The sequence below is a fragment of the Mesorhizobium sp. M0243 genome, from assembly GCF_040321775.1.
Taxonomy (GTDB): Bacteria; Pseudomonadota; Alphaproteobacteria; order Rhizobiales; family Rhizobiaceae; genus Mesorhizobium.
The window spans coordinates 310,973-328,152 of sequence record NZ_JAMYSF010000005.1; the positions used below are offsets into that span (position 1 = coordinate 310,973).

18 protein-coding genes are annotated in these 17,180 nt (G+C 63.5%); 10 read left to right on the top strand and 8 right to left on the bottom strand.

Translation table 11 applies throughout. The features are described 5' to 3' along the window. Positions 1-403 precede the first annotated feature (403 nt). Together zapE and NKJ11_RS09525 are read right to left on the bottom strand one after the other, a co-directional pair. A complete protein-coding gene (zapE, locus tag NKJ11_RS09520) occupies positions 404-1,606 on the bottom strand; it encodes a cell division protein ZapE (protein WP_352793140.1) in 1,203 nt (400 codons plus the stop codon). A 53-nt stretch (positions 1,607-1,659) separates the two neighbouring features. Beyond that, positions 1,660-2,199 (bottom strand): protease inhibitor Inh/omp19 family protein, encoded by a 540-nt coding sequence (locus tag NKJ11_RS09525; RefSeq protein WP_023811288.1) that lies wholly within the window; start codon positions 2,197-2,199, stop codon positions 1,660-1,662. Between the two features lie 262 nt (positions 2,200-2,461). Here NKJ11_RS09525 and NKJ11_RS09530 point away from each other — a divergent pair, with 262 nt between their 5' ends. The 8 genes from NKJ11_RS09530 (at position 2,462) to NKJ11_RS09565 (ending at position 9,814) form a co-directional block, all read left to right on the top strand. Beyond that, on the top strand, positions 2,462-3,481 hold the full coding sequence (locus NKJ11_RS09530) for an MBL fold metallo-hydrolase (RefSeq protein WP_352793141.1): 1,020 nt from the start codon (positions 2,462-2,464) through the stop codon (positions 3,479-3,481). A gap of 78 nt (positions 3,482-3,559) precedes the next feature. Continuing rightward, positions 3,560-3,721: a DUF1328 family protein gene (locus tag NKJ11_RS09535; RefSeq protein ID WP_128304269.1), complete on the top strand. Its 162-nt coding sequence runs from the start codon at positions 3,560-3,562 to the stop codon at positions 3,719-3,721. A gap of 96 nt (positions 3,722-3,817) precedes the next feature. Continuing rightward, on the top strand, positions 3,818-4,702 hold the full coding sequence (gene dapF / locus NKJ11_RS09540; protein WP_352793143.1) for a diaminopimelate epimerase: 885 nt from the start codon (positions 3,818-3,820) through the stop codon (positions 4,700-4,702). Further along, on the top strand, positions 4,702-6,015 hold the full coding sequence (gene mtaB / locus NKJ11_RS09545; RefSeq protein WP_352555106.1) for a tRNA (N(6)-L-threonylcarbamoyladenosine(37)-C(2))-methylthiotransferase MtaB: 1,314 nt from the start codon (positions 4,702-4,704) through the stop codon (positions 6,013-6,015). Before dapF ends, mtaB begins: the two co-directional genes overlap by 1 nt. A gap of 12 nt (positions 6,016-6,027) precedes the next feature. Continuing rightward, positions 6,028-7,839, top strand: a complete 1,812-nt coding sequence (gene ftsY, locus NKJ11_RS09550) for a signal recognition particle-docking protein FtsY (protein ID WP_352793145.1) — start codon at positions 6,028-6,030, stop codon at positions 7,837-7,839. Positions 7,840-7,900: 61 nt separating this feature from the next. Beyond that, positions 7,901-8,575, top strand: a complete 675-nt coding sequence (locus NKJ11_RS09555; RefSeq protein WP_352793147.1) for a septation protein A — start codon at positions 7,901-7,903, stop codon at positions 8,573-8,575. A gap of 51 nt (positions 8,576-8,626) precedes the next feature. Further along, positions 8,627-9,247 carry a pyridoxamine 5'-phosphate oxidase family protein gene (locus tag NKJ11_RS09560; protein WP_023811295.1) on the top strand — a complete coding sequence of 207 codons (621 nt, stop codon included), beginning with the start codon at positions 8,627-8,629 and terminating at the stop codon, positions 9,245-9,247. 36 nt (positions 9,248-9,283) lie between these two features. Further along, complete coding sequence (locus tag NKJ11_RS09565) at positions 9,284-9,814, top strand: NADPH-dependent FMN reductase (RefSeq protein WP_352793148.1); 531 nt, start codon at positions 9,284-9,286, stop codon at positions 9,812-9,814. Positions 9,815-10,090: 276 nt separating this feature from the next. Here NKJ11_RS09565 and NKJ11_RS09570 read toward each other — a convergent pair whose 3' ends face one another. Further along, the gene (locus NKJ11_RS09570; protein WP_023811297.1) at positions 10,091-10,297 is read right to left on the bottom strand and encodes a tautomerase family protein; all 207 of its coding nucleotides are present in this window, start codon (positions 10,295-10,297) and stop codon (positions 10,091-10,093) included. Positions 10,298-10,370: 73 nt separating this feature from the next. After that, positions 10,371-11,291, bottom strand: coding sequence for an SMP-30/gluconolactonase/LRE family protein (locus NKJ11_RS09575; RefSeq protein ID WP_023811298.1), 921 nt, complete (start codon positions 11,289-11,291; stop codon positions 10,371-10,373). A 363-nt stretch (positions 11,292-11,654) separates the two neighbouring features. Between NKJ11_RS09575 and NKJ11_RS09580 the strand changes: the two genes are divergently transcribed. Further along, complete coding sequence (locus NKJ11_RS09580; RefSeq protein ID WP_013528833.1) at positions 11,655-11,822, top strand: hypothetical protein; 168 nt, start codon at positions 11,655-11,657, stop codon at positions 11,820-11,822. A gap of 103 nt (positions 11,823-11,925) precedes the next feature. Here NKJ11_RS09580 and NKJ11_RS09585 read toward each other — a convergent pair whose 3' ends face one another. The 4 genes from NKJ11_RS09585 to ccmA form a co-directional block, all read right to left on the bottom strand. Further along, positions 11,926-12,507: a DsbE family thiol:disulfide interchange protein gene (locus NKJ11_RS09585; RefSeq protein WP_352612838.1), complete on the bottom strand. Its 582-nt coding sequence runs from the start codon at positions 12,505-12,507 to the stop codon at positions 11,926-11,928. After that, entirely contained in the window at positions 12,504-12,671 is a 168-nt protein-coding gene (gene ccmD, locus NKJ11_RS09590) for a heme exporter protein CcmD (protein WP_013528831.1), read from the bottom strand. Before ccmD ends, NKJ11_RS09585 begins: the two co-directional genes overlap by 4 nt. A gap of 123 nt (positions 12,672-12,794) precedes the next feature. Next, the gene (ccmB, locus tag NKJ11_RS09595) at positions 12,795-13,460 is read right to left on the bottom strand and encodes a heme exporter protein CcmB (RefSeq protein ID WP_352442575.1); all 666 of its coding nucleotides are present in this window, start codon (positions 13,458-13,460) and stop codon (positions 12,795-12,797) included. A 25-nt stretch (positions 13,461-13,485) separates the two neighbouring features. Next, positions 13,486-14,091, bottom strand: coding sequence for a heme ABC exporter ATP-binding protein CcmA (gene ccmA, locus NKJ11_RS09600; protein WP_352555580.1), 606 nt, complete (start codon positions 14,089-14,091; stop codon positions 13,486-13,488). Positions 14,092-14,371: 280 nt separating this feature from the next. On the opposite strand from ccmA, the gene acnA reads away from it, so the two are divergent. Then, complete coding sequence (gene acnA / locus NKJ11_RS09605) at positions 14,372-17,062, top strand: aconitate hydratase AcnA (protein WP_352612836.1); 2,691 nt, start codon at positions 14,372-14,374, stop codon at positions 17,060-17,062. Positions 17,063-17,180 lie beyond the last annotated feature (118 nt).

The following is a 17,180-nucleotide window of genomic DNA, read 5'->3' on the forward strand; positions in this document are numbered from 1 at the left end:
TGCCCGGCACGTACCCCCACCCCTAACCCCTCCCCACAAGGGGGAGGGAGACTTCCGTTGGCGGTGACCCAGGAGCATCGCCTGTCTTTTCGGCGCCAAGAAGAATTAAAGGCACGCGGCAGCGTTCCCTCCCCCTTGTGGGGAGGGTTAGGGTGGGGGTTCTTCTTCGCAAGAATCCATGTGCGATAGCCCTGCCCGCAAGGGGGGAGATGTCACCGAAGGCGACAGAGGGGGTCGCCGCGCGTGAAGCGCTGGCGCCATCTGTGCCGCGCCCGGTCGAACCAACCCCCTCTGGCCTGCCGGCCATCTCCCCCCTCAAGGGGGGAGATCGATTGCCACGCGATTTCGCCAATCTTCAACGAAGCAGGAATGAGCGGGGCGCCTAAGCTGCCAATTGCTTTCTTTAGGCCTGCGCCTGCGACGCTTCCGACACCGCCGGCTTTCCTTTCTGCCGCTCCGCCCAATCCTCCAGCCAGTCGCGGCTTTGCATCTCGATCAGCCGCGATGCGGTGCGCTCGAACTCGAAGACTTCGACGCCGCGCTTGGCTGCATAAAGTGCTTGCGGCGGCGCTTCGGCGCTCGCCACCAGCCGCATACGATGGTCGTAGAGCGTGTCGATCAGCAGGATGAAGCGCTTGGCCTCGTTGCGCTTGCCTTCGCCGAGCACCGGGACGTGGTCGATGAAAATGGTTGAGAAGCGCCCGGCGATCGCCAGGAAATCACGCGCGCCAAGCGGCTTCTCGCAGAGATCGGCGAAGGAGAACCGCGCCGCATCGCCCGCCGCACGCGGCACGATCACCTGCCGCCCTTTGAGGGCAATCGATGTCTCGGCGGTCGGCGCGCCCCGCGTCATGGCTTGCCAGGCCTCGTCGAGTAGCTGGTCCGCCGCCGCGTCGGCCGGCGTGACATAGACCGGTGTCCGGGCGAGCTTGTCCAGCCGGTAGTCCTTGTCGGCATCGAGCGCCAGCACCTGTGTGTGCCGCTCCAGTATGCCGATGAAGGGCAGGAAAAGCTGGCGGTTCAGCCCGTCGCGGTAGAGGTTTTCCGGCGCCACATTCGAGGTGGCGACCAGCACCACGCCGCTGGCAAACAGCGCCGAAAACAACCTGGACAGGATCATCGCGTCGGCAATGTCGGTAACCGAGAACTCGTCGAAGCACAGCACCCAGGCTTGCTCGGCAAGGGCCTTGGCCACCGGCGGGATCGGATCGTCTTCCCTGACGTCGCCATTCTTGCGCGCCTGCCGGTGCTTCTGGATACGGTCCTGCACGTCGGCCATGAAGTCGTTGAAGTGGACGCGGCGCTTGCGCCGCACCGGCAGCAAGTCGAAGAACATGTCCATCAGCATGGTCTTGCCGCGTCCGACGCCGCCATGGATGTAGAGGCCTTTGACGGCCTCATGCGTCTCGCGCTTGCGGGCGAACAGCCAGCCCAGCGCGCTCGACTTATGCGCCAGCCGCTTGGCCGAGATCTCATCGGTCAGCCGGTCGAGCGCCGCAACGATCCGTTCCTGCGCCGGATCGCGGTCGATCGTACCGGTTTCCACCAGATGGTCGTAGCGCTGCCTAACGGTCGCATGGGTCTGGAGGCCGTCACGCAGATGCATCGGTCACGTCGTTCTGGAGCGATTCCGGGAACCGGAATTGCGTAAAACAAAAACTATCTCGTAAGCGAAATCGGCTGGCCGTTGGAAGTCTGGCCGTCGAATTTCGAGCCGCCCGAGGAATAGAGCCGCGCCAGCGCACCGCCGCTCTCGTCATAGAGCGTCAGCTGCTTGCCGGCGACGTTCCACGACTTGATGCCGTCCATCGGCGCCGGGCAATGCAGCGGACCGGCGCGGAAGCCGGCGCCGAATTTGGTCTGCGGTGTCGCCACCTTGCAGCTCTGGCCCGCAACGCTGGCGTTCCAGACACCGGCGACGCTGGCGGCGGTCACGTCCGAAGCGCCGGCCGGCGCCGAACCATCCGAAGGCAGCGCGGCGACCTGCGTGTTCGCCGGAGCGGTCGGGAATTGCGAAGGGTCGGTGGTGCCGGGCGATGCCGGCGGCGGCAGTTGGTTCGCCGTCACCTTGCCGGCGGGCGCGGCCTCCAGCGGTGCCGGCTGCTGGTCATCCATCGAGGAAAAACGTGAGGTCGAACAGCCGCTCGCAACGAGCGCCGCCAGCGATACGGCCACCAGACCGGTTTTCGAAAAAGTCATTCCAACCTCCGTCGGATCCGGCTGGGGGGAAGCCGTCCGCACAATCTCACCCCCACCAAGATGGAGAAGGTGGCGAAATTTCAACCCGATATGGTTAAAATACAGTTTGCAGCCAGAAGTGTTGCAATTTTATCGCAATGGGGACGGCTGACCGCTTGTCGCGCGTCGCTTGGGAATTCCGGTCAACACTTCGTCGGTGGACGCTTGCGCGAACCGCCTTAGCGCCTATGTCTGGAAAACGAAACCCTGCTGGAGCCGCAAATTGGCCGCGAGAAAGACTGCCGCCAATCGCTATTACAGCGGCCCGCCCAGCGACCATTTCGACGGCGCATTGTTCTTCAATCCCGACGGCCAGCCACCCGGCCGTTTCGCCGACCTGCTGAAATGGCAGTTGAATGGCCAGCGCTCGAAATGGCCGGCGAGCGATGCAAGCCCCTTTCCGCAGGCGAAACCGACGGCTCGGGTCGAGGGCGCCGCGCTGGAAGTGACCATGGTTGGTCATTCCACCTTGCTGGTCCAGACGGCCGGTCTGAACATTCTTACCGATCCGGTGTGGTCGCTGCGCGCGTCGCCGCTTTCCTTCGCCGGACCAAAACGCATCAATGCGCCAGGCATCGCCTTTGCCGACCTGCCGCCGATCGACCTCGTTCTGGTCAGCCACAACCACTATGACCATCTCGACCTCGCCACGTTGAAGCGGCTGAAGGCCGGCCACGACCCGCTGGTGCTCACCCCGCTCGGCAACGACGCCATCATCGAAGCCGCCGTGCCCGGCATGCGACTGTCGGCGCATGACTGGGGCGACAGGGTCGAGATCGGCAATGGCGCCGCCGTCCATGTCGAGCCGGTGCATCACTGGTCGGCGCGTGGCGCCCGCGACCGGCGCATGGCGCTGTGGGCCGGCTTCGTCGTCGAAACGCCTGACAGCAAGCTCTATTTCGCCGGCGATACCGGCTTTCACAATGGCGTCAACTACCGGCTGATGGCCGAGAAACATGGCGGCTTCCGCTTCGCCATCCTGCCGATCGGCGCCTATGAGCCGCGCTGGTTCATGGCGTCGCAGCACCAGAATCCCTGGGAAGCGGTGCAAGGCATGACGCTATGCAATGCCGCCCATGCCGCCGGCTGTCACTGGGGCACATTCCAGCTCACCGACGAACCGATCGACGAGCCGGCGCGTAAATTGACCGAGGCGCTCGACGATCAAGGCATCCCACGCGAGCGTTTTCGCGCCTTGCGGCCGGGCGAGGTCTGGGATGTGCCGGAGCACGTAGCGCCCTGATCCGGTTTCGACGGAACCCCAACGCGGCAACCGCGTTTTCATGTGGTTGAAAAATCTGCCGGTTTGCGAGGCATTGCCATGCTCAAATGGATCGTCATTCTCCTGATCGTCGCCGCGGCGGCGAGTCTGCTCGGCATGCCGGCGCTGGCAGGTGCCGCCGCCACCGGTGCGCGCATCCTTATCGGCATCGTTCTGATCATTTTCCTGCTGATGGTGCTGGGCATTTTCGCCGTCACGTAAGTCCGGCGCTTTCGCCGTGACCAAGCGGCTGCGCACTGGTAATTCCTGCCCGTTTCCGCCATATAGCGCCAAACGGACACGGAATTTTTCGGAGCAATGGCCAGCACTGCCCCTTTCGCCAAGATGAACGGCATCGGCAATGAGATCATCGTTGCCGATATGCGTGGCCGTGCCGACCGGGTGACGGCGGCGGCGGCGATTGCGCTGAATGCCGATGCCGCGACCAGCTTCGACCAGATCATGGCGATCCATGACGCCAGGACGCCGGGCACCGCCTTTTTCATCGACATCTTGAATTCCGATGGAACCAGTGCCCAGGCCTGCGGCAATGGCATGCGCTGCGTCGTCCAGGCGCTCGCCGCCGAGACCGGCCAGAAGATCTTCACCTTCGAAACCGTTGCCGGTATCCTCAACGCGCGCGAGCACGCCGACGGTTCGATCTCGGTCGATATGGCCACGCCGCGCTTCGGCTGGCAGGATATCCCGCTGGCCGAGGAGTTCCGCGACACCCGGATGATCGAGCTGCAGATCGGCCCGATCGACGCGCCGGTGCTGCATTCACCCTCGGTCGTCTCGATGGGCAATCCGCACGCCATCTTCTGGGTCGACAATGACGTCTGGTCCTATGAGCTCGACCGCTTCGGCCCGCTGCTCGAGAACCACCCGATGTTCCCCGAGCGCGCCAACATCACCATCGCTCAGGTTACTTCGCCCGAAACGATGATCATCCGCACCTGGGAGCGCGGCGCCGGACTGACCAAGGCCTGCGGCTCGGCCGCCTGCGCCGCCGTCGTGGCCGCTGCCCGCACCAACCGGACCGGCCACAGCGTCAGTCTGTTGACCCCCGGCGGCGGCATGCTGCATGTCGAATGGCGCGACGATGACCACGTGATCCTGACGGGCGCCGCCGAATGGGAATTTTCCGGCAGCTTCGACCCGTCGAACGGGACATGGGCCCGCGACACCGAAAGCGCGGCCTGATGTCCGCTCTGCCCAAGAGCCCGATGTCCCAGGGCATCGATGTCGTCACCTTCGGCTGTCGGCTCAACACCTATGAATCGCAGGTGATGCGGCGCGAGGCTGAAAGTGCCGGTCTGGGCGCGCTGGAAGGTGGCGCCATGATCTTCAACACCTGCGCCGTGACAGGCGAAGCAGTGCGCCAGGCCAAGCAGGCGATCCGCAAGGCGCGCCGCGACAACCCGCAGGCGCGCATCATCGTCACCGGCTGCGCCGCGCAGACCGAGCCTGAAAAATTCGCCGCCATGGACGAGGTCGATCTCGTGCTCGGCAATGAAGAGAAGCTGAAGGCCAACTCCTATCGCGCACTGCCGGATTTCGGCGTCAACGACACCGAAAAGGCACGCGTCAACGATATCTTTTCGGTGCGTGAGACCGCAGGCCACATGGTCGACGCCATCGAGGGCCGGGCACGCGCCTTCGTCCAGGTGCAGAATGGCTGCGACCACCGCTGCACCTTCTGCATCATTCCCTACGGCCGCGGCAATTCGCGCTCGGTGCCGATGGGCGCCGTGGTCGAGCAGGTCAAGCGGCTCGCCGGCAACGGCTATGCCGAGATCGTTCTGACCGGCGTCGACATGACATCATTCGGCGCCGATCTGCCGGGCGCGCCGAAGCTCGGCAGGCTGGTGAAAACAATCCTGAAACAGGTGCCGGACGTGAAGCGCCTGCGGCTGTCCTCCATCGATTCGATCGAGGCCGACGACGATCTGCTCGACGCCATCGCCACCGAGCCGCGGCTGATGCCGCATCTGCATCTGTCGCTGCAGTCGGGCGACGACATGATCCTGAAGCGGATGAAGCGCCGGCATCTGCGCGACCAGTCGATCCGCTTCTGCGAGGATGTGCGCAAGCTGCGCCCCGGTATCGTCTTCGGCGCCGACATCATCGCCGGCTTCCCGACCGAGACCGACGAAATGTTCGAGAACTCGGAAAAAATCGTCGAGGAGTGTGGCCTGACCCATCTCCACGTCTTCCCGTTCAGCCCACGCGAAGGCACGCCTGCCGCGCGCATGCCCCAGCTCCGCCGCGAATTGGTCAAGCAGCGCGCCGCCCGGCTGCGCGCCGCCGGTGAAGTTGCGTATATCAGGCATCTGTCGTCGCTCACCGGTACGCGTCAGTCGATCCTGATCGAGCGCGACGGCCTTGGCCGCACCGAGGGTTTTACGCTTGCCGCACTCGGCACGGGCGCACCGGGTGAGATCGTCGAGGCCGATATATCAGGCCACGATGGTAGCAGGCTGATCGCGGCGCCCCTCGCCGCCCGCGCGGCCTGAGAAACGCAAAGCATGGCTGGTTTTTTCAAGAAGATATTTTCGTTCGGCAAGAAAGAGGTGGTCGAGGAGCGGGTCGACGAGACCGCCCCGCTGCCGCCGATCAAATGGGAAGCGCTCGAGGCGCTGAAGCCGGCGGCCGAGCAGGTCGTTCCGGAGTTCTTGAAGCGTGACGAGCTGGAGCGCGAGGCGGAAACTGCGCCGACGCCGACGACGGTCGAGCCGGAAGTGATCCCCGCGCCGGAATCGGCGCCTGTCGAGAAGCCGGTGCCCGAGCCGGCACCGGCCATTCCGCCAGCACCGGAGCCGACTATTCCCTCCGAGCCGGAACCCCTGCCGGAGCCCGAGCCGGAAGAAGAACCCGCGCCCGAGACGCCTGCCGAGCCGCCGGCGCCCGAGGAGATACCAACACCTCCCGCCGTTCCGGAGCCTGCTCCCGAACCGCAGCCGCAGGAGGTCCCGCCACCCGCGCCGGCCGAGCCGGAGATCGTCCCGTCACGCCCGGAACAGCAGCCGGAACCGGAACCGGTCGAAGTGCCGACGCCTGCCGAGGTTCCGGCCGAGACACCAGCCCCGATCGAGGTGCCGACACCGGGGCCGGCCCCTGCTCAGCCATTATCAGAGGTCAGCGCCGCCCCTCATCCGCCTGCTGGCACCTTCTCTCCGTCTGAAGACGGGGAGAAGGAAGAAGTTTCAGCACCGACGCCCGAAGCCCCGCCTGCCGAAATCGCACCTCCCATTCGCCAGCCGGCGCCGATGGAATCGCAGCCGGTCATTGCGGAAATTGCGCCCGAGCCGCAGTCTCTTCCACAACCCGCGCCGGAGCCAAAAGCCGCACCCGGCAAGGTGACCGTCACCAAGAAGGTCGAGCAGAAGGCCGAGCCACAGAAGGCGCCGGAGCCGGCACCGAGGCGCTCATGGTTCCAGCGCATGAAGGACGGGCTTGCCCGCTCCTCCAAGGAGCTCACCGGCAACATTGCCGGCGTCTTCACCAAGCGCAAGCTGGACGAAGAGACTTTGCAGGACCTTGAGGATGTGCTGATCCGTGCCGATCTCGGCATGGAGACGGCCTTGCGCGTTACCGACGCGCTGGCCGCCAGCCGCTACGGCAAGGACGTCTCCGACACCGAGGTCCGCGCCATCATGGCGGCCGAGGTGGAAAAAGTGCTGGCCCATGTCGCCATGCCGCTGGAGCTCGACCTTTCACACAAGCCGCATGTCATCCTGGTGGTCGGTGTCAACGGCACCGGCAAGACCACAACTATCGGCAAGCTGGCCGCCAAGCTCACCGATGGTGGCCTGTCGGTGATGCTCGCCGCCGGCGACACCTTTCGCGCCGCCGCGATCGAGCAACTGAAGATCTGGGGCGAGCGGACGAAATCGCCTGTGATCGCCTCAAAGATCGGCGCCGATGCCGCGGGACTGGCCTATGACGCCTTCGAGAAGGCCAAGGAGGCCGGTTCCGACGTGCTGATCATCGACACCGCCGGCCGCCTGCAGAACAAGACTGAACTGATGGCGGAGCTCGAAAAGATCGTCCGCGTGCTTGGCAAACTCGACCCGGAAGCACCGCACACCGTGCTGCAGACGGTCGACGCCACCACCGGCCAGAACGCGCTCAACCAAGTCGAGATCTTCCGCAATATCGCCGGCGTCAACGGCCTGGTGATGACCAAGCTGGACGGCACGGCGCGCGGCGGTATTCTGGTGGCGATCGCGGCAAAGCACAAATTGCCGGTCTATTTCATCGGCGTCGGCGAACAGGTCGACGACCTCGAACCTTTCTCGGCAAGCGAATTCGCCAGGGCGATCGCTGGAGTAGCTTAACAAGCATGTCCCAAAAAGTTGCAGACTTTTTGGATCAGATCATGCGCAAGAAAGAGATTCCATGAACCCACCCATTCTCGAACGCGATCCGTCGGACCCGCAGAAGCAGAAGAAGGAAGGCGTCAATCCGCTGCTCAAGCTAGTGCTGGAGCTGGGTCCGTTGATGGTGTTCTTCTTCGCCAATGCGCGCGGCGGATGGCTGGTGCAGAAATTCCCTGTTCTGGCCGAGTTCGGCGGGCCGATTTTCGTCGCCACCGGGCTGTTCATGGCCGCCACGGCAATCGCCCTGATCGCCTCGTGGCTGCTCACCCGCACCTTGCCGATCATGCCGATGGTGTCGGGCGTCGTCGTCTTCATCTTCGGCGCGCTGACGCTCTATCTGCAGGACGACATCTTCATCAAGATGAAGCCGACCATCGTCAACACGCTGTTCGGCGGCGTGCTGCTCGGCGGGCTCTACTTCGGCAAGTCGCTGCTTGGCTATGTCTTCGATTCGGCCTTCAGCCTCGACGCCGAAGGCTGGCGGAAACTGACCTTCCGCTGGGGCCTGTTCTTCCTGTTCCTGGCCATCGTCAATGAGGTGGTGTGGCGCAATTTTTCCACCAACGCCTGGGTTACTTTCAAGGTCTGGGGCATCATGCCGATCACGCTTCTGTTCACCTTCAGCCAGATGCCGCTGATCCTGCGTCATTCACTCGAGGACAAGGCCGGCAAAGAAGAGAGAACCGGAAAATAGAAAAAGCGGTTCTGCGTTCGTGAAACAATGAACCGTTCTGGGGAGAGGGACATGGAATTCATCACCACGCGCGACCAGTTGAGGACGATCTACAAGACGCCACGGCCGACCGACGGTTCTATCCGCAAGGAGCTGAAAAAACTTGACGGCCATTGCCGCTCCTTCATCGGCAAGAGCCCGTTCGTGCTGATCGGCTCGTCCGACGGTGCCGGCAATGCCGACGTGACGCCGAAGGGCGACAAGCCGGGCTTTGCCACCGTTCTCGACGACACCACCATCGCCATTCCCGATCGGCCCGGCAACAACCGGCTCGACACGTTGGAAAACATTCTCCTCAATCCCTCTGTCGGGCTGCTCTTCCTCATTCCCGGCATGAACGAGACGCTGCGCGTCAACGGCGATGCCCGCATCACCGTCGACGCAAATTTGCGCGAACGGCTCGCCGTCGACGGTAGGGAGCCGCAAAGCGTCGTCGTGGTCAGCGTCAAGGCCGCCTACATGCACTGCGCAAAAGCCTTCATGCGCTCGGACCTGTGGAAGCCGGAAACCTGGTACGACCGCGCGACGCTGCCGACGCTCGGCCAGATCATGCGCGATCAATTGGCGGTTGCCGATTCCGCCGAGGCGACCGACCGCTGGCTCGACGAGGAATACAAGAAGACGATGTGGTAGGTTTTTCGACCCACGATTCGTCCTGACTGGTCCATCTTGCTGAACATTCTTGCCATTTCCGGAAGCCTGCGCGCGGCTTCCACCAATTCGGCCCTGATCGCAGCACTGGCGCGCAACGCACCGTCCGGCTGCCGCGTCAGCGTCTATGACGGGCTTGGCTGTCTGCCGATCTTCAATCCCGACAACGAGGGCGAGCGGACGCCGCTCGAAGCCTCCGAACTGATCGATGCCGTCACCCGAGCCGACGGCGTGATCGTCTCCTGTCCGGAATATGCCCATGGCGTGCCGGGCGGGCTGAAGAACGGGCTCGACTGGCTGGTCTCGCGCGACGCCGCCGTCGCCAAGCCGGCTATGCTGGTGCACGCCTCGCCGCGCTCGCTGTTCGCCCGCGCCGCACTGGCCGAGATCATGCGCACCATGTCGTTCGCGCTTTGCGACGATGTGCTGGAGATTGCCCTGCTCGGCAAGAAGCCGCCGGAGGTCGAGAGCATCCTGGCGGAGCCGGCGAACCGGCAAGCGATGCGCGATGCGCTGAATGCTTTCGCGGACTTTATCCGCGCCCGTTGAGTGCCGACCCACCACGCATTCGTCATCCTAGGGCGAAGCAAGGAGCGAAGCGACGCGGCGCAGACCCTAGGATCCATGCCGCGACCTTTGCCGAGAATGCATCGGTCCAAGAAGGGCAGCCTAACGTTGGATACTACACGGACCGCCAAAGACAGTATTGCACCGTTGTGCCCTGCTCGAAAGTCGCGGCATGGATCCTAGGGTCTCCGCGACGTCGCTTCGCGACTGCTTCGCCCTAGGATGACGAAGGAAAGGGGCTTCGCCATGCCTTCGAAATCAACCCTTTCGCAGCGTCTCCACATCCGTCTTCCCAACATACCAATCACGCGCATTGACCTCCTCGAAAACCACCCAGACATCGTCGTTGCTCAGCCCGGTGGCGTCCATGATGGCCGCCGTGACCTTTTTGGCGATGTCCGCCTTCTTGCCCGCCGGATCGGCTGATATCACTTCCTTGACGATGCGGATGTTGACGAATGGCATTTTTTCCTCCCGGGATGTTCGTGCTCGCGATCCGCTTCGATGAAACCATCGAACGGCCGCCAGTGCTCAAGTCTCAGTATGTCTTGGCGCCGTTGACCATCAGCCGCACCATGTAGAGCGACGTGGTGCCGGCGATGTAGAGGCAATTCAGCTTGTTGCCGCCGAACACGCAGTTGGCGGTGACTTCCGGTACCTTGACCTTGCCGATCAGCGTGCCGTCCGGATCGTAGCAATGGATGCCGTCGGCGGCACTGGTCCAGATGCGGCCGTCCTCGTCGAGCCTGAAGCCGTCGAACAGGCCGGCCGTGCAGTCGGCGAAGACTTTCTCGCCCGAAACCTTCTTGCCGCCCTTGCCGACATTGAACACCCGCATATGCGCCGGATTCTGCGCGCCATGCGTGCGGCCGGTATCGACGACATAAAGCTGGCTCTCGTCTAGCGAGAAGGCCAGGCCGTTGGGCCGGACCATGTCGGTGATGACGGCTTCGACCTCGCCGGTGCCGGGATCGACCCGGTAGACATGGCAGGCGCCGATTTCGCTCTCGGCCCTGTCGCCCTCATAATCCGTATCGATGCCGTAGCTCGGATCGGTGAACCAGATAGAACCGTCGGATTTCACCACCGCGTCGTTGGGCGAATTCAGCCGCTTGCCCTTCCATTTGGCCGCGATCGTGGTGACCGAGCCGTCGAACTCGGTGCGGCTGACGCGGCGGCCCGAATGCTCGCAGGTGATCAGCCGGCCCTGCCGGTCGACGCTGTTGCCGTTCGAATTGCCGGACGGCTGCCGGAAGACGCTGACATTGCCGTCGGTCTCGTCATAGCGCAGCATGCGGTTGTTGGGGATGTCGGACCAGACGACATAGCGGCCGGCGGCGAACCAGGCCGGCCCCTCCGCCCACTGGCATCCGGTGAACAGCTTCTCGACCTGCGCGTTGCCGTTGAACAGGCGCGCGAAGCGCGGATCGAGAATTTCATAATAGTCCGCAGCCGCCATGCTTTTCCTCCCGGCATCAATGACACCGGATCAAGACAGCCGGAGGGACAGAAGGCAATGTGGGTACGCACAGTGCATGCAAAAGATCGCTTGCCGGCTCTGCGCATGACGTTAATGCATGTCGCCCAAAAGTGGCCCCGGTTTTGGGAGAACGACATGCATAAAAACAAAGACCTGAAGCGCGTCGCCTGAATCCGTTCAAACGCGACGCGCTTTAGCGCCGCATTAACCGGCTATGCGTTCAGCGCAATGGTGCATTGCAACATCTTCTTTTTGCAATGCACAATTACTATGTCATGCTTCGTATCGATCAAGGGAGGAAGAAACGGCCGCCGAAACGCGGCGCCAAAAAGGAACCTTGCTATGATCCTCGACAGTCTCATGACCCGCGCTCGCAACAGCATTGCCAAGCGCAAGCACTACAACCGCCTGGTCGCCGAAATCGACAGCTTTTCCAGCCGCGATCTGGCCGACATGCGCGCCGACCGCTCGGAAATGCTCTACCAGATCCACAAGCAGATCTACGGCTGAGTATTCGATCGCCTCATCACGTTCGCCATCCTTGGGCGTAGCGACGCGTAGCGTTGCGAAGACCCAAGGATGACGAAGCTACGCGTATAGGCGCGTCGCGACGTCAGTTCGACGCCGCCAGCGCCTTGTCGATCTGTGGCAGTAAGAGATCCCTCGCCGTCTCGGGCGTCAGCGGGCCGACATGCTTGTAGGCGATCTTGCCGTCCTTGCCGATGACGAAGGTTTCCGGCACGCCATAGACGCCCCAGTCGATCGCCGCGCGGCCCGCTTCGTCGACCCCTATCGCCTGGAACGGATTGCCGAGATCGCCGAGGAACCGGCGTGCGTTTTCGGGCCGGTCCTTGTAGTTCAGCGCCGCCATGGTGAAACGCTTGTCCTGCGACAGCGCCAGAAGCACCGGGTGCTCTTCGCGGCATGGCGCGCACCACGACGCGAAGACGTTGACCAATGTGACCTTGCCGGCGAAGGTTTTCGAATCGAGCCCCGGCAGGTTTGACCCCTCCAGCGCCGGCAGGCTGGTTTGCGGTGCAGGCAGGCCGATCAGGGCCGACGGCACTTCCGAAACATCGCGTCCCGACAGCAGCTGCGACAGGAACAGTCCGGCCAGGCCGAGGAAGATCAGCAGCGGCAACAGCACGAACAGGCGACGAGTGCGCGGGGGCGGCGTTTCCGTTTCGATGCTCATGGCTTTGCGACCTTGTCGGAGCGACGCCTCACGCCGGACGCCTCCAGTTCGGCAAGCTCACGCTTGCGCGCCCGCTGGTCGAGCAGGATCCAGCCGATCAATCCGGCCAGCACCACGGCAGTGATGCCATAGGCGGCGGTCACGTAGAGTGCATGCGCGCTCACGCGGCAGGCCCCGCTGAAGTGCGGCCTTCCAAGCCGATCATGTCGCCCAGTCTAGACATGCTTTTCCTTAGCCTCGCTCCGTCGGCTTCGCAATCGGTCGCCGCGCCGCAGTCATACGCCGCGTCAATCCGTGCCATGGCGCAGCGCCAGCGCCGCCGAGACCGGACCCAGCACGCCAAGAAACAGGGTTAGCGCGGCAAGAATGAGGAAGGGCTGCAGAAACGGATCGGGATTGGCGGTCGCCCCATAGCTTGCCGAAACGCCGAAGATCAGCACCGGAATGGTCAGCGGCAGCACCAGTACCGAGATCAGCAGCCCGCCACGCGGCAGCGCCACTGCCACCGCAGCACCGGCGGCGCCGATGAACGTGATTGCCGGGGTGCCGACCAGCAGCGTCAGCGCCGTGGCGCCGATGCCGAGCGGCTCCATGTTCATGAACAGCCCGAGCAGGGGCGCGGCGACCACCAGCGGCAGCACACTGCCCGCCCAATGCGCCAGGCATTTCACCAGCACCGTCAAGGCCAGCATGTGGCGATCATTGCCGAGCACCAGGAGATCGAGCGAGCCATCCTCGCGGTCGGCCTGGAACAGCCGGTCGAGACCGAGCAGGCAGGACAGCAGCGCGCCGATCCACAGGATGGCCGGCCCGATGCGGGCCAGCAGCTTCAGGTCCGGCCCTACTCCGAACGGGATGGTGGCGATGACGGCGAGAAAGAAGATGACCCCGGTCAGCGCCCCGCCGCCCGCACGGATGTTGAGGCGGATGTCGCGCAGGAAGAGGGCTAGCATGGTATGAGATGCTCGCGCGCCATCATCAACCCGTTTCCCCCATCCTCAACTCCATCCCCTCGATCCCCAGCGGCAGATGCGTCGCCGCGACAATCATCCCGCCATCCGTGCAATGCTTGGCCATCAACCCCGCAAACCGCGCCTCCGACGCCTTGTCCAGCCCTGCTGTCGGCTCATCCAGCAACCACAATGGCCGGTGGCTGACCAGCAGTTTCGCGATCGCCGCCCGGCGCCGTTGCCCGGTCGATAGATAGCCGAATGGCAGGTGGCCGATGCCACCGAGCCCGACCGTTTCCAGCGCCTCTTTGACGCCGAGCTGTCCGTCGCCGTTGAAGTCGCGCCAGAAGCGCAAATTCTCCGCCACGCTGAGCGCCGGTTTCATTGCGTTCTGGTGGCCAAGGTAGTGACAGGCCGAGGCAACAGACGGAAACGCTTCGCCGCCACCCTCGATCCTCACGCTGCCTTGCGCCACCGGCAGCAGCCCGGCGATGACCCGCAGCAGGGTCGACTTGCCCGATCCGTTCGGCCCCGTGACGATGAGCGCCCGACACTCCTCCAAGGCAAAATCGATGCCGGAAAACACCGCCTCGCCGCCTCGCTCGCCGCACAGATTTTCGGCGATCAGCCGCATTCCTCGCCTGCCCTGAAACCATGTGTCGCGGCCGCTGCCGCATCGCACAAATTTGCTTTCCAACTGTCTAGAACTATTCCAGAAAATTCTCTATATGCGGTGCATCCGTGCCAGCGGTCGGCACGGGAACAGAATTAGCGCCGAACCAGCGCACGCGCCGCCTTGAACGGCTCGGGTTGCTTGGGAACGGACAGCGGAAATGGCCGTACCCGCACCTTTGCGCGTGATTGCATGCCATCGGCGTCCGTTCCCTTTCAGGCTGAACAGACAAGGATCGCACGTGTCAAAATCCCTCGACAGTTTCAATTGCCGCCGCACGCTGACCGCAGGCGGCGCGGAGTATGCCTATTTCGACCTCATCGAGGCCGAGAAGAACGGCCTCACCGGCATCTCGCAGCTGCCCTATTCGATGAAGGTGCTGCTGGAAAACCTGCTGCGCAACGAAGACGGCCGCTCCGTCACCAAGGAATCGATCCAGGCGGTGGCCGGCTGGCTGACCGACAAGGGCACCGCCGGTGTCGAGATCGCCTATCGCCCGGCCCGCGTGCTGATGCAGGATTTCACCGGCGTTCCGGCCGTGGTCGACCTTGCCGCGATGCGCGACGCCATGGCTTCGCTCGGCGGCGATCCGCAGAAGATCAACCCGCTGGTGCCGGTCGACCTCGTCATCGACCATTCCGTCATCGTCGACGAATTCGGCACGCCGATGGCCTTTGCCCGCAATGTCGAGCTGGAATATGAGCGCAATGAGGAGCGCTACAAATTCCTCAAATGGGGCCAACAGGCGTTCCGCAACTTCCGCGTCGTGCCGCCCGGCACCGGTATCTGCCATCAGGTCAACCTCGAATATCTCGGCCAGGTGGTGTGGACCAACACCGAGGACGGCGAAACGACAGCCTATCCCGACACCTGCGTCGGCACCGATTCGCACACCACCATGATCAACGGCCTTGGCGTGCTCGGCTGGGGCGTCGGCGGCATCGAGGCCGAGGCGGCCATGCTCGGCCAGCCTGTCTCCATGCTTTTGCCTGAGGTGATCGGCTTCCGCCTCACCGGCAAGCTCAAAGAAGGCGTCACCGCCACCGACCTCGTGCTCACCGTCACCCAGATGCTGCGTAAGAAGGGCGTCGTCGGCAAGTTCGTCGAGTTCTTCGGGCCGGGCCTCTCCAACATGACGCTGGCCGACCGCGCCACCATCGGCAACATGGCGCCCGAATATGGCGCCACCTGCGGCTTCTTCCCGGTCGACTCGGAAACCATCCGCTACCTCACAATGTCCGGCCGCAGCGAGGACCGCATCGCGCTGGTCGAGGCTTATGCCAAGGCTCAAGGAATGTGGCGTGAGACCGGCTCGACCGATCCGGTGTTCACCGATCTGCTCGAGCTGGAACTTGGCTCCGTCGTGCCGTCGATGGCCGGACCCAAGCGGCCCGAGGGCCGCGTCGCCCTGGAAGGCATTCCGGAAGGTTTCGCCAAGGCGATGGAGACCGAATACAAGAAGGCCGCCGAAATCTCCAAACGCTACGCAGTCGAAGGCGCCGACCATGATCTCGGTCATGGCGACGTCGTCATCGCCGCCATCACTTCGTGCACCAACACCTCGAACCCGAGTGTGCTGATCGGCGCCGGCCTCCTGGCCCGCAACGCCAACCGCCTCGGTTTGAAGCAGAAGCCATGGGTGAAGACCTCGCTGGCGCCGGGCAGCCAGGTGGTCGCCGAGTATCTGGAGAAATCCGGCCTGCAGAAGGAACTCGATCAGATCGGCTTCAACCTGGTCGGTTTCGGCTGCACCACCTGCATCGGCAATTCCGGCCCGCTGCCGGCGCCGATCTCGAAGACCATCAACGACAAGGGCCTGATCGCTGCCGCGGTCTTGTCCGGCAACCGCAACTTCGAAGGCCGCGTCTCGCCCGACGTGCAGGCGAACTATCTGGCCTCGCCGCCGCTGGTCGTCGCGCACGCGCTGGCCGGCACCGTCACAAAGGACCTGACCACCGAGCCGCTCGGCGAGGACAAGAACGGCGAGCCGGTCTACCTCAAGGATATCTGGCCGAGCTCGGCCGAGATCCAGGAGTTCATCGAGAAGAACGTCACCCGCGAGCTGTTCGCCCGCAAATATGCCGACGTCTTCAAGGGCGACGAGTACTGGCAGAACGTCAAGGCGCCGGAAGGCCAGACCTATGCCTGGGACGACAACTCGACCTATGTGCAGAACCCGCCCTATTTCGCTGGCATGACATCAGGTTTCGGCAAGATCGGCGACATCAAGGGCGCCCGCGTGCTTGGCCTGTTCGGCGACAAGATCACCACCGACCACATTTCGCCGGCGGGTTCGATCAAGGCGGCCTCGCCGGCCGGCAAATACCTCACCGATCACGGTGTCGGCGTCGCCGACTTCAACCAGTACGGCACAAGGCGCGGCAATCACGAGGTGATGATGCGCGGCACCTTCGCCAACATCCGCATCCGCAACCACATGCTGGGCGAGAACGGCCGCGAGGGTGGCTACACCATCCACTACCCGTCGAAGGAAGAGGAATCGATCTACGACGCGGCGATGGAGTACAAAAGGGAAGGCGTGCCGCTGGTTGTCTTCGCCGGCGTCGAATACGGCAACGGCTCGTCGCGCGACTGGGCTGCCAAGGGTACCAATCTCCTCGGTGTCCGCGCGGTCATCGCCCAGTCCTTCGAGCGCATCCATCGCTCGAACCTGGTCGGCATGGGCGTTATCCCCTTCGTCTTCGAGGAAGGCACCTCATGGGCATCGCTCAACCTCAAGGGAGACGAGCTGGTCGAGATCGACGGCTTGAGCACCATCAAACCGCGCCAGACGATGATCGCCAAGGTCACCTATGGCGACGGCACGGTGAAGAATGTGCCGATCATCTGCCGCATCGATACGCTGGATGAGCTCGATTACTTCAAGAACGGCGGCATCCTGCAATACGTGCTGCGCGATCTTGCTGCTTAGTAAGGGAGTAGGGCAGTAAGGGAGTAGGGAAGGTGAAGACCTATTCCCCTATTCCCCTATTCCCCTTTTGCGCTATTCCCCGAGTCAGCTATTGCCCTACTGTGTCTTGTACACATGT